Annotated in this window: 11 protein-coding genes; all 11 read left to right on the plus strand. The window is 50.0% G+C overall.

Annotated features, from left to right (window positions below):
* The first annotated feature begins 24 nt into the window (after window positions 1–24).
* On the plus strand, window positions 25–381 hold the full coding sequence (locus tag WMO29_RS10985) for a hypothetical protein (protein ID WP_349164803.1): 357 nt from the start codon (window positions 25–27) through the stop codon (window positions 379–381).
* Window positions 371–1,294, plus strand: a complete 924-nt coding sequence (locus tag WMO29_RS10990; protein ID WP_349164804.1) for a LysR family transcriptional regulator — start codon at window positions 371–373, stop codon at window positions 1,292–1,294. The genes WMO29_RS10985 and WMO29_RS10990 overlap by 11 nt, the downstream gene beginning before the upstream one ends.
* 296 nt (window positions 1,295–1,590) lie before the next feature.
* A complete protein-coding gene (locus WMO29_RS10995; protein WP_349164805.1) occupies window positions 1,591–2,850 on the plus strand; it encodes a dicarboxylate/amino acid:cation symporter in 1,260 nt (419 codons plus the stop codon).
* A gap of 68 nt (window positions 2,851–2,918) precedes the next feature.
* Entirely contained in the window at window positions 2,919–3,944 is a 1,026-nt protein-coding gene (locus WMO29_RS11000) for an asparaginase (RefSeq protein WP_349164806.1), read from the plus strand.
* 37 nt (window positions 3,945–3,981) lie between these two features.
* A complete protein-coding gene (locus WMO29_RS11005; RefSeq protein WP_349164807.1) occupies window positions 3,982–5,541 on the plus strand; it encodes a serine hydrolase domain-containing protein in 1,560 nt (519 codons plus the stop codon).
* Between the two features lie 62 nt (window positions 5,542–5,603).
* A complete protein-coding gene (locus WMO29_RS11010; RefSeq protein WP_349164808.1) occupies window positions 5,604–6,731 on the plus strand; it encodes a M20/M25/M40 family metallo-hydrolase in 1,128 nt (375 codons plus the stop codon).
* 44 nt (window positions 6,732–6,775) lie between these two features.
* Window positions 6,776–8,071, plus strand: coding sequence for a CapA family protein (locus tag WMO29_RS11015; RefSeq protein ID WP_349164809.1), 1,296 nt, complete (start codon window positions 6,776–6,778; stop codon window positions 8,069–8,071).
* A 125-nt stretch (window positions 8,072–8,196) separates the two neighbouring features.
* Window positions 8,197–9,219, plus strand: a complete 1,023-nt coding sequence (locus tag WMO29_RS11020) for a stage V sporulation protein AD (protein WP_349164810.1) — start codon at window positions 8,197–8,199, stop codon at window positions 9,217–9,219.
* Between the two features lie 16 nt (window positions 9,220–9,235).
* Complete coding sequence (gene spoVAE, locus WMO29_RS11025) at window positions 9,236–9,592, plus strand: stage V sporulation protein AE (protein WP_349164811.1); 357 nt, start codon at window positions 9,236–9,238, stop codon at window positions 9,590–9,592.
* Window positions 9,593–9,722: 130 nt separating this feature from the next.
* On the plus strand, window positions 9,723–10,589 hold the full coding sequence (locus WMO29_RS11030) for a DegV family protein (RefSeq protein ID WP_349164812.1): 867 nt from the start codon (window positions 9,723–9,725) through the stop codon (window positions 10,587–10,589).
* A gap of 117 nt (window positions 10,590–10,706) precedes the next feature.
* Complete coding sequence (locus WMO29_RS11035) at window positions 10,707–13,088, plus strand: hypothetical protein (protein WP_349164813.1); 2,382 nt, start codon at window positions 10,707–10,709, stop codon at window positions 13,086–13,088.
* Window position 13,089 lies beyond the last annotated feature (1 nt).

Genomic DNA, 13,089 nt, shown 5'->3' on the forward strand with positions numbered 1-13,089 from the left:
AGAACGGTACAGGAGGGCATACAGATGAAAGCTTTTGATTCGCTGAATCAGACAATTTCAAGTGAGCGTGAACGCAGAAAAAAGGAGATGGCTGTATTAAATGACACTCGGCGCACATACCTGACATTAAGGTCGTTCCCGGATGTTTCTGCAAGCGGTGCGGATAAACAGGCGAGGCGTTTGTGCCTGATGGATGCGCTCGTCGGCAGTGTAATCCTGACGATGCTGTTTCTGCTTATGGATCTGATAAATCAGTTCACTATTACCTGGGGATTTTATCCCTTACTGTTTATCGCGGTGTCAATTACATTTTCCTTCCTGAACTGGAGGCGTTATTCTTTACAAAAGTCCGATAAGAAGGTGGAAAGCCATGAGGATTGAACAGCTTCGTCATGTAGTTGAGATTGCCCGTTGTGGAAGTATGCGGCAAGCTGCTTTGAATCTATATATTTCTCAGCCGAATCTGTCTGTTTCCATACAGAATCTCGAGGAAGAGGTCGGGTATCAGATATTCACCCGCTCTTCCAGAGGCATGCAACTGACAAAGGCCGGAAAGGCCTTTGTTGACTATGCAGCGCCGATCGTATCCCAGTTTGAAAGACTGACAAATCTGAAGCAGGATATCGGGCAGCTACAGTCCAATTATTTTTCAGTTGCCATTCTGCCCTATCGATATCTGACAGAAGCAGCAATTCAGCTATATAACCGCCATTTGGCTACGCCGATCCATTTGTCGCTGATGGATGGCGATCGTTCCAGTATCATTGAGATGGTTGCAAATAATGAGGTGGAATTGGGTGTGCTGGGCATTTTTTCTCCATTTTATGAGGAAATGGTGCGCCAATTGGAAGAAAAAGAGCTTCGATTCGTTCGCCTGGATCAAATTAAGGTTTGTGCGCTAATCGGAAAGGCGCATCCGCAGTTTTATTCGGAAAATGATTACATAATCTGTGAAGAACTGAGAGGGAAAACCTTTGTTGGCTTTGATGAAATGGAATCCGGGCCATTTTCTCCGTTGCCGGACATCCTGGGGCTGGGAAATGAGGTATGTCCGCATCGGATTTATGCGAAGTCATGGTCCATTATTCTGGACATTGTGCGAAGCACGGATAGTTTTAGCATCGTTGCTACTAATCGGAAAGCATATACCACCATCCCGTACTACGACGGTGTGCGATCGCTGGAACTTCTTGATTGCGACTGTTATAATATTATGGGATGGATCACTAGGAAAAATGCTGTACTATCGGATCTGGCTATGGAATTTCTGTCGATTTTGTCAAGCTATTTTTAAAAAGTGGAAAGGGGACGCCCACCAGACGTTCTCTTTCCACTTTTTTGTTTTGGTGATAATTTTTATTTATAACGTTTATAGAAGATAATAAACAAATATTTAGCTTCTATTCGCGCAATTGTAAAAACAAGAGTAAAAATTAGATTTTTACGAGAAAAAAGAGCGTGAATTTACGGCCTATCATGGAAAGAATGATAAAATAAGAATAATTCTCCTGGAAAATATGTTGTGGTAGATTATAAACATAGCCGGAATAAATGGCAAATTGCTTCAGCAAAAGAAAGGAGAAGTGTGTTATGGAAAAGAAAAAGTACAATCTGACAATCGGCGTCGTCCTCGGGGCGGTACTGGGACTTGTAGTCGGTCTGATTCTTAAGGAAAAATCAGATAACCTGGCTGTCTTCGGAAACCTCTTTATGCGCCTGATCCAGATGCCGCTTATTGCTTTGGTCATGTGCTCTGTTATGGAGGCTGTCGGTGGTTTGAAGCCTGCTGAACTGGGCAAACTTGGAGGCTTGACGATTGCCCTCTTTGCCGTTACCAGTGCGGTCGGTGGAATCTTCGGCGTGATACTCGGATTCGTCTTTAAGCCGGGCGTTGGTCTGGATATGTCGATTTTTGCTGTTGATACGAGTTATGTTGCTCCAGACAACGGTGGCATCATTGATACGATTATGGGTTATTTCTCCAACAATATTTTTAATTCCATGTCCTCTGGCAACAATCTGCAATGTGTGATTGCCGCGATCTTACTTGGTGTTGCACTTTCTATTTACGGAAGCAAGAATGAGAAAAACCCGGTTCTGGATGGAATCCGTGCGTTGAACAAGATCATCATGCAGTACATCAGCATTGTCATTCAGCTTCTTCCGCTTGCAATCTTTTCTTTTGTGGCGCAGGCAGTCGGCGTACTGGGAAATCAGCTTTTCAAGGCGCTCGGCCTGCTTGTTACCGCAGATTTTGTGGGTATGATTTGTATGACAGTTATTTTTGGCACCCTGACTGCGCTCTTCTGCGGCGTAAATCCGATGAAACTCTTCGGCAAACTTGGTCAGACAGCGACAGTTGCTGCCGTATCTGCTTCCTCGGCGGTTGCTCTGCCGACAAAGGTTGAAGATACGCAGAAGAAACTTGGTGTATCTCCCAGAATTGCAAAGTTTGTTTGTCCCATGGGTATGAGCATGAACTGTGACGGCGCACTGATGTTCTTTACACTCTCCTGCATTACTGTAGCGCAGGCGTTTGGTATCGTACAGACCACAGGTGATCTTATCCATATGGTTCTGTTCTCTACGGCATTTTCCTTTGCGGTTATCACGGTTCCTGGCGGTGGACTCGTTATGCTGGCGATCATTTTGCAGGCCTGTGGCCTTCCGGCAGCTGGTATGGTCATCATTTCCGCAGCAGACTTTATTCTTGGACCGATCCGTACTGTCAACAATAATATTGATGATATGATGGTCGCTATGGTTGTCTCGAAAGTGGATGGTGAGTTTTCGAAGGGGATCTATGACGGAACAAAAGAATTCGATCCCTCGGTGGAATCCTATAAATAAGGCAGGCTGATTCTTTTCGGAATCGCCGCCGTGACAGGTGCTGCGCGAAAAATGTTGTAGCACCTGTTATGCTGAGATATTTTGAAAAGGAGCATTTTATGAAATTACCACATATCCATATTATTGCAACAGGCGGAACAATAGCGGCGCATGAAAAGAGCGCAATGCAGACCACTGGTTACAGCGCGAATGATTTGCTGTTGGCCAACGAACTGATACGCTCCATCAAAGGAATTGAAGCTCATGCAGAGATTACGGCAGAGAACATTTTTTCATTGGCGTCGTCAGCAATGGATGAAGCGCATCTGTTGCAGCTGGCCCGGCGTGTAAACGAAGTGCTGGCTGATCCGACAGTTGACGGCCTTGTGATCACGCATGGAACGGATACGCTTGAGGAAACAGCTTTTTTCCTTTATCTTACGGTTAAAAGTTCTAAACCGGTGGTTATAACAGGATCTATGCTTCCAGCTTCCGCACACAGTGCGGATGGTCCGGGTAATCTGATCAATGCGATTTGTACCGCGGCCAGCAGGGAGGCCTGGGAAAAGGGCGTTATGGTATGCATGTGCAATCGCCTGCTTTCTGCAAGGGATGTTGCAAAAACATCCACGTATCGGTTGGACACATTCAAATGTCTGGAATATGGCACTCTGGGACATGTCATCGGAGCGGACGTCCGCTTCTATTATGCACCGGTTCGCCCGCACGGAAGCCAGTCTCAATTTGATGTTCAGGCTCTCACGGAGCTACCTCGCGTTGAGATTATTATGACGCATGAGAACTGCTCTGAGCTGTTGCTGAAGAATGTAGTGGAAAGTGGCTGTGATGGCATCGTGGTTGCCGGAATGGGTTCGGGAGCTATCCCGCCGCGCATGCGGGAGTATTATAAGGCATTGGAGAAAAAGCCTTTCCTTGTGAGGGCCAGCCGCGTTTATTCTGGTTATGTTGCAGCCCATAGCGCCACACCAGATCAGGAATATGGTACGATCTGTGCAGGCGACTTTACTCCGATCAAGGCAAGATTACTGCTTCAGCTTGCTTTGACGGTAACTTCTGATCTGGATGAGATTCGCGGTATTTTTCAGAAGTATTAATAAAACTGTGCCGGACAGGCAGGTGAAGGAGGTATCTATGCAATATCAGGAACGATGGGAGCGTAAGATCAGGGAATTCATGGATACATATGGGATCGCTGGTCTGGCTGTAGCAGTTTCTGATCGCGAAAAGATCTTATGGCACAACGCTTACGGTGTGACAAGCGTTGAAAAGCCTTGGGATAAAGTCACGACGCAGACACTGTTCCGTATTGCGTCCTGCACGAAGATTACGCTTGGTATCCTGGTAATGCGTCTGGTGGAAGAAGGCAGACTTGATCTGGATGCACCGATCATCCAATATGTACCCTGGCTTCAATTCCGGGATAACTCAACACGTGATCGGATTACGATCCGCAGATTGTTGAGTCATTCTGCAGGACTTCCTTCGGAATATACACCGGACGGTCCGCACGACGAGGATAAACTGGAGGAAGTGCTGAAAGAAGGACTGAGCACACTTGAGCCAGTTACCAGACCGGAGGATCAACTTTATTACTATTCCAACTGGGGCATTCGGTTGGTAGCGTACGCGGTGCAGAGCATTATGGGGAAACCCTTTACGCAGTTGGAAAAGGAGTATATTCTTCAGCCGCTTGGTATGGATCATACGACCTTTACGCTGTGTGAGGCGGCGACCTTTTCTCTCGCTGTGCCGCACAGAGCTGGCCCGGAAGTGCTGCACTATATTCCGGTGAATGCAACGAGACATGCGGTCGGCGGCCTGTTCTCGACTGTGGATGACATGGCGAAGTTGGCCAGACTCCTGCTCAACGACGGAGCACCTCTGATCAGCCCGGCTTCCATGCGGGAAATGATGACGCCTCAGACAAGTCTGTATCTGAATTATCGGAATGAATACGGTATCACCATGCGCCTGAAGCAGTATAAAACAATTGCGCTGGCCGGACATGACGGACAATCTCCGCCCTATTTTGCGTCGATCTGGACTGTTCCAGAGCGTGGCTTTGCTGTTACGCTGACGCTAAATACGGATGGTGGCGATATACTGAGTACAAATTTGATCCCGGAGTTGATTCTGGATGATCTGTGTGCCCTGCCGAAGAGTGTTGAACTCTGGGAGAGTGGCAGGTATTGTCCAGAGAGGGAACGGCTTCATGAGGGGACATATCTTGGAGATGCAAATGGTTTGTTCAGCCTGCAAATGATAGATGGCAAACCTGTTTTAAGAGATAAAGATGGCGAACATCTGCTTTATCCCCATAGCCGCAGCGGTGTTTATTATTATACGGCAGGAACGCAGAGAGTTTGCGTAGGTCTGCCGGCGGTCAACGGGGGTTCTGCAGATCACCTGATGTTACAGTCTTTGTTGTGCAGACGGGTCGATGCCCAGCCTCTTCCCGCGAATACGGATCTGCGTGAATATGAGGGTGCATATGGTACTGTGCTGGAACGCTATATTGTCAGGTGTTCCGAAAGTGGCTTAAGCATAGAGAAAAATGGAGGTACGCATGCCTGCGTATATGTTTTTGGTGATACTTTTGCCTGCGATCTGGGCGCAGTGATTTTTATCCGAATGCATCAGAAGATCGTGGGGGTTCGCGTCGGCAGTTCGACAACACATAACAAAAGATGACTACAATGTCTTTCCACATTGTAGTATATGTGTATAATGTCTGAAAAAGGGAGATATAAAATATGGCATTAAGCAAGAAAATGATGGATTATGTATGCAATACAGCTCAGGAGGCCATGGAGCTTTTGACGACACTGGCAAAGATTCCCGCGCCCTCTAATCACGAGGAGAAGCGTGCGGAATTCTGCCGGGACTGGTTTCTTAAGGCAGGCGCAAAGGACGTCTATATAGACGATGCCCTGAATGTGGTTTGTAAGCTTGGGGAATGTAACGACGAGGTAGATGTATTTATGGCGCACAGTGATGTCGTATTTCCGGATCTGGAAGAGCTGCCCCTGAGTGTTACGGAAGAGCGCATCTGCTGTCCGGGTATCGGAGACAATACGACGAGCATCATTGCGTTGCTGATGGCGGCTCGGTATGCTATCAGCGAACAGCTCCAGCCCCGAAGAAGCGGGCTCCTGATTGTTATTAATTCTGGCGAGGAGGGGCTGGGCAATCTGAAGGGAAGCCGTAAGATCATGGAGGACTACGGCGATCGGATTCATCATTTCTATACGATTGATGGGTGGAATGGGAAAATGATAAATATCGCCGTTGGATCAAGACGCTTCCGGGTTACGATAGAAACGGAAGGAGGCCATTCTTACAATGCTTTCGGAAATCGGAACGCCATAGCTTATATGGCCTCTATGATAGACGCGCTGTATACAATTAAGCCGCCAACTGGAACGAGTTATAATGTAGGAGTGATCCAGGGAGGAACCTCAGTAAACACCATTGCGCAGAAGGCAGAGATGCTTTATGAGTTCCGTTCCGATCGAATGGACGCCATGGAGCAGATGCAGGCACATTTCGATGCATGCGTGTCTTTCTATCGGCAGAAAGGTGTCAGAATAGAGGTCGAGGTGCTGGGCGAGCGTCCCTGTACTGGTGATGTGGATGCGGTGGAGCAGCAGAAAATGATGGATAAGGCAAATCAGGCTTATCAGGATTATTTTGGCTGTGAGGCGCAGTTCGGTAGCGGCTCAACAGACTGTAATATTCCTCTGTCCCGTGGTATCCCATCTCTGTGCCTTGCCTGCTATAATGGCGAAGGCGCACATTCCAGAGAAGAATATGTTCTAATTGACAGCCTGCTTCCCGGAAGAAAGTTGGTTATGGATATTATGATGAGTTACTTCGCGTAAGGGTGGAGTAATGTTAGTGTGAAACTGGAAGGAAGGAAAGTATTATGTCAAAGACGACAATCATTGCGACTGGCGATTCATTCATGACACGGAGACTGCCGGAGAACGGTTACGAGGGATTTGACCAGATCCGGGAGATCCTTTCTCGTTACGAAGTCCGTTTCAACAATCTGGAGATAACGACCCATAATCAGGAAGGCGTTCCCTCAGCTTTTTCCGGTGGAACATGGGCAATGGCTGAGCCGGAAATACTGGACGATTTGAAAAAATTCGGTTTTAATTTGTACAATACCGCAAATAATCATTCGCTGGATTACAGTCATGGTGGATTGCTTGCAACCATCCGTCATCTTCGGGAACGGGATATGCTCTATGCCGGAACCGGGAAAAATATGGCAGATGCCAGTTCTGCTGTCTATGTGGAAACTGCAGATGCACGGGTTGCTATGCTTGGTGTATGTTCTACTTTTCATGATTCAGATATGGCAGGTAATCAGAGTATCGAGTTAAGTGGACGTCCCGGCCTCAACGGCCTGCGTTTTCAGAAAACTGTCCATGTTGAAAAGTCATATTATAATATGCTTGCCCAACTCAGTAAGGAGACACACCTGAACGCGAACTATGAGAGAAATGTTCAGAACGGCTATGCCCGTCCTATGCCGGAGGGTAAGCTGTATTTTGACGGTATGTATTTTCAACTGGATGAACGCAATTATATCACCACGGAGCCGAATGATAAGGATATGGCGCGCATTTGCAGTGCTATTCAGGAGGCGCGCCGTCAGGCAGATTATGTGCTTGTCAGCGTGCATTCCCATGAATTCGCAGGTACAGATCCGACAGAACCGGCTGATTTTTTAAAGAGCTTTTCACACCAGTGCATTGATGCCGGTGCGGATGCGATTATAGGACATGGTCCGCATGAATTGCGTGGTATCGAGATATATAGGAATAAACCAATTTTTTACAGCTTGGGTAATTTTATCTTTGAGACCGATACAGTTCGTGTACAGCCTGCGGACGCCTACGAAAATGTGAATATGCCCAATACCACAACAGTCGGCGCATACATCAGCATGCGTAATCATGACGGCACTACAGGTTACATCGTGCAGGAAAATATCTGGCGTTCTGTAATGGCCGGGTTTACAGTTGAGGACGGAGGGTTCCGGCAGATTCGCCTGTATCCTATTGATCTACATATGAAAAAGCCGCGTAGCAGGATCGGTGTTCCCAGTATTGCGGGCAATGACGATGTCTTAGAATATCTTGCAGAATTGTCACGTCCACTAGGTACAGAGATACGAATAAACAATCATATAGGCATAATTGAGTTTTGAACGATAGTCCTGAGACTTAAAACTCTCAGGACTATTTTTCTGCCCTCCCGCATAAAATAACCGTGTTCGGAGAAAATAATTTCCAAATAAGAAAGCAAAAAAGGAACACGGAGGTGCGGACATACATGAATACGATTGTAGGAAAACAGAGCATCTGCTTCCAGCGGCCGCCGCAGATCGTGAGCGCGGCCAGTGTGGTGGGAAAGAAGGAGAGCGAGGGGCCGCTGGGGGCTCTTTTTGATGAGGCGGAGCCGGATCCGATGGCGGGACAGGCTACCTGGGAGGAGGCCGAGAGCGCGCTGCAGAAGCGGGCGGCGCAGCTGGCAATGCGGAAAGCGGCGGAGCTGCCGGGACCGGGCGTGCCGCCGGTGCGGTATCTTTTTTCCGGGGATCTGTTGGGACAGCTCATTGCCACCTCTTTCGGCGTGATGGATCTGAAGCTGCCTTTGTTCGGTCTGTACGGGGCCTGCTCGACCATAGGGGAGGCGCTGATGCTGGGAGCCATGACCGTACAGGGCGGTTATTCTGAGGCCGTTCTGGCGCTGACCTCCAGCCACTTCGGCAGTGCGGAGAAGCAGTTTCGGTTTCCGCTTGGGTACGGCGGTCAGCGTCCCTTATCGGCTACCTGGACCGTCACCGGCAGCGGAGCCTTTGTACTGTCCGGGAGTGGCGGACACGCGAAAATTACCGGAGCCACGCCGGGCAAGGTCATCGACTACGGCGTGAAAGATTCCATGAACATGGGAGCCTGCATGGCTCCGGCGGCCTGCGATACCATCTGTGCGCATCTTGCGGACTTCGGGCGGAAGCCGGAGGACTACGATGCCATCGTAACCGGTGATCTGGGAAATGTGGGGCGGAAGATTCTGATTGATTTGACGGCTGAGCGGGGGTACGATATTTCCGCCCGGCATCAGGATTGCGGAATACTGATCTTCGACCCGGAGAAACAGGATACACATTCCGGCGGCAGCGGCTGTGCCTGCTCTGCTGTGACGCTGGCGGCGTATCTGCTGCCTAAGATTGAGCGCGGGGAATGGAAACGGATGCTTTTCGTGCCTACGGGCGCACTGTTATCGACGGTAAGCTTTAATGAGGGTCAGAGTGTACCGGGCATCGCGCATGCGATTGTGATAGAACATTGCTAAAAAGGAGAGAAACATTATGGACTACGTAAAAGCATTCCTCATTGGCGGTCTCATCTGCGCCCTGATCCAGATCCTGATGGAGAAGACGAAAATGATGCCGGGACGGATCATGGTATTGTTGGTCTGCACCGGCGCAGTACTGGGCGCTGTCGGTATCTACGAACCCTTCCAGAAGTTCGCGGGCGCGGGTGCTTCTGTCCCTCTGCCGGGCTTCGGCAATGTCCTCTGGAAGGGCGTCAAAGAGGCGGTAGACGCAGACGGATTCTTAGGAATCTTTAAGGGCGGCTTCAAAGCCAGCGCTGTGGGTATCAGCGCGGCCCTGGTATTCGGCTACCTGGCCAGTCTGATCTTTCAGCCGAAGATGAAGAAATGAAAGGGAAAGGGAAATAAACGTAATTTCTTGCCTTTTTCTGCGCAAACTGCTATACTTGTGATATTTGCAGTAAGAAAATCAGTATATGCAGTATTCTTAATAAGAGAAAGCACAGAAAGGGGCAGCCCAGGTGAAAAAGATAGCGGTTGTGACAGACAGCAACAGTGGCATTACGCAGGAAGAAGCACAGAAGATGGGAATCCATGTGCTGCCGATGCCTTTTACAATTGATGGAAATGAATATTTTGAAGGAATCAATCTGACACAGGAAGAGTTTTACGAGAAGCTGAAAGGAGATGCGGATATCGCCACCTCCCAGCCGTCTCCCCACGCGATCCTGAAGCTTTGGGACGAGCTTCTAAAGGAATATGACGAGATCGTACAGATTCCCATGTCCAGCGGCCTGTCAGGCTCCTGCCAGACAGCGGCAGCGCTGGCGGCGGATTATGAAGACAGAGTATTTGTAGTCAATAACCACCGGATTTCTGTTACCCAGAGACGTTCCGTGGACACAGCCCTTGCCATGGTGAAGGATGGAAAAAGCGGTCAGGAGATCAAAGATTTCCTGGAAGAAACCGGAAAGAATTCCAGCATCTACATCACCGTAGCCACCTTAAAATACCTGAAAAAAGGCGGCCGTCTGACCCCGGCAGTAGCGGCTATCGGGACCATGCTCCGTCTGAAGCCGGTGCTGACCATCCAGGGCGAGAAGCTGGACAGCTGCGCCAAGGCCCGCACCATGCACCAGGCCAAGCAGCTGATGATTGATCATATCCGGGAGGACATTGAGACCCGTTTCGGCGGCGTGGCGGCCCATAAGGTTCACATGGATATCGCGCACACCAACAACGAGGTCGAGGCCCTGAAATTCCGCGACGAGGTCGAGGCGGCATTTCAGGGATATCAGGTCGGTTTTATAGACCCGCTGTCCTTAAGCGTATCCTGCCACATCGGCGACGGCGCGCTGGCGCTGGCTATTACAGAAATTACAGAATAAAAGTATGTTACACCCGGAGAAATGGCGAATTTCTCCGGGTGTTTTGCTTTGACAAGCATACAGCCCTGTGATACACTAAAGTTTGAGAATGTGCGGAAATAACTGAGGTGAATATCGTTGGATAAATATGAATTTCAGATAAAGACAGAACAGCTGGAAAAGCAGCTGGACAGGAAAAATTATGAGACGGCGGCGAAGATTGCGGACTCCATCGACTGGAGAAAGGTCCGCAATGTGGGCCTTTTGATGGAAGTGGCGGAAGCCTACGAGGGCTGCGGACGTTTTGAGGACTGCTATGAGATTTTGAATATTGCCTATGACTGCGCGCCCATTGGTCGTATGATTGTATACAAGATGGCGGAGATTGCGGTCAGGATGGAAGATTACAATGAGGCGGTGGAGCTTTACAAGGAGTTCGTGAAGATTGCGCCCCATGATCTGGGCAGATATGTGCTGAAGTATAAGATTTACAAGGGCAGAGGCGCGGCGCTGGAGGATCAGATCGCGATTCTGGAGGAGTATAAGAGCCGGGAATATCAGGAGCAGTGGGCTTACGAGCTGGCGGAGCTTTATTATCAGGACGGTCAGCTTTCCAAGTGTGTGGAGGAGTGCGACGACCTGATTCTGTGGTTCAGCGAGGGCGAGTATGTGCGCAAGGCCATGGAGCTGAAGAGGAAGATTCAGCCGCTGACTGCTTCCCAGGAGGAAAAGTACCGCCAGATGGTGGGCGAGGAGCGCGCCCGATCCATCGAGATCAAGACGGTCAATATGGAGGACAGGTTCAATACCGTGAACCTGCAGGCGGCGCTGGCAGCAGGCGTGCAGGATTATATCGAGGAAGAGAAGCATCAGGAGGAGCAGGCGGAGGAGCTGACGCCGGAGGAGCCGAAAGCGGAAGCACCGCGGGCAGACGCGGTTCCGGAAGAAGCTCCGGAGGTGAGGGAGGCACAGCAGTTTGAGGATCTGGATCCGGATAAGCTTCTGCGGGAGAAGAAAGAGCCTTCAGAGCCTGTCAGGCCTTCGGGATTTCTGGGACAGACGGATACCGGACAGATTACCTTCGATCCGGATGAAAGCGTTGTAGAAAAGCAGATTACTGGTCAGATGAGCATCAAGGATGTGCTGAACACCTGGGAGGAGAAGAAACGGGAGACCGAGGCGGCCATCGCCGAGGCAGCGAAACGTGATGAAGCACGGAAAAAAGAGCGGGAGCGCCTGCGTGCCACCGGACAGCTTCCGGATTTGAATATCGAAGTAAAGCAGACTGTGCCGGAAGAGGTACTACGTCTGATTGAGGAGATCGAGGGGCGGTATCCCTATAAGGTGCATGTGGATCCCATTGAGCGGAGCGCCGCGCCGCGGCAGACTGTGCCGGAAGCAAAGGCAGCAGCGGAGCCAAAGCCGGAAGTAACCGTTGTGGAGAAAGCTGAGCCGGAGAAACCGGTGGAAACGGAAAAAGAGCCGCAGGAGATTCTGGAGATTCTGGAGGCACCGTCAGAAGCTGAAACTGAGGAGAAATCCGAGGGATCTGTCGAGACAGTGAAAGAGCCGCAGGAGATCCTGGAGATTCTGGAAGCGCCGTCAGAGGCGGATACAAAAAATGAGCAGACGAGAACAATAGCAGAAGCCCCCATGACTGAAACAGAGGAGACAGAGCCGGAACCGGTAGAAGCTGAGTCCGTCTCCCCCATGCTGGATGACCTGGAAAAGGATCTGGAAGAGACCGTAGCGACCCTGCCTTCCGGCCAGCTTTCTGAGGAGCAGAAGAAGCTGTTCGCATACTTCACCTCTGTGCGGGGCATGAACCAGCAGCTGGCAGCCCTCCTGGAAGAGGATCGGATGCGGAAAGAACGCAGGGACGATTCTCTGCTTGGCAATATCGTTATTACCGGTGAGAGTGGTAACGGCAAGACCACGTTGGCAGCCGATATCGTAAAGGCCCTGCAGAAGCAGCGCCGCATTAAGGGCGCGAAGATGGCCAAGGTTCCGGCTGACAATCTGAACGGCAAGAATGTATCCGGCGTCATCCAGAAGCTGGGCGGCGGAGCATTGCTGATCGAAAAGGCAGGCGCGCTGAAGACCGAGACAGCTGTACAGCTGTCCCATGCCATGACCCGCAGGACCGGCGGTCTTCTGGTTATTCTGGAGGATGAAAAAGATGAGATCCGTAAGCTGTTCATCCGCTGCGAGAGCCTGGGCGCCAAGTTCACCCGCACCATTGACATTCCGGTATTTACCAACAAAGAGCTGGTAGCCTTTGGCGAGTCCTACGCGCTGGAGCAGGAATGCGTTCTGGACGAGATGGCCGTGCTGGCCCTCTACAACCGGATTGGCAACAATCAGACCAGCGATCATCTGGTCAACGTGGCCGAGGTAAAGGAGATGGTAGACGAAGCCATTGACCGGGGTGGTAAGAAAGGACTTTTTGGCAAGGTGAAGAAGAGCAGACTGGATGAGTTTGGTCATACCATTTTGTTGGAAAAGGATTTTGAGATTTAAA

This window comes from Laedolimicola intestinihominis (genome assembly GCF_040096155.1).
Classification (GTDB): domain Bacteria; phylum Bacillota; class Clostridia; order Lachnospirales; family Lachnospiraceae; genus Laedolimicola; species Laedolimicola intestinihominis.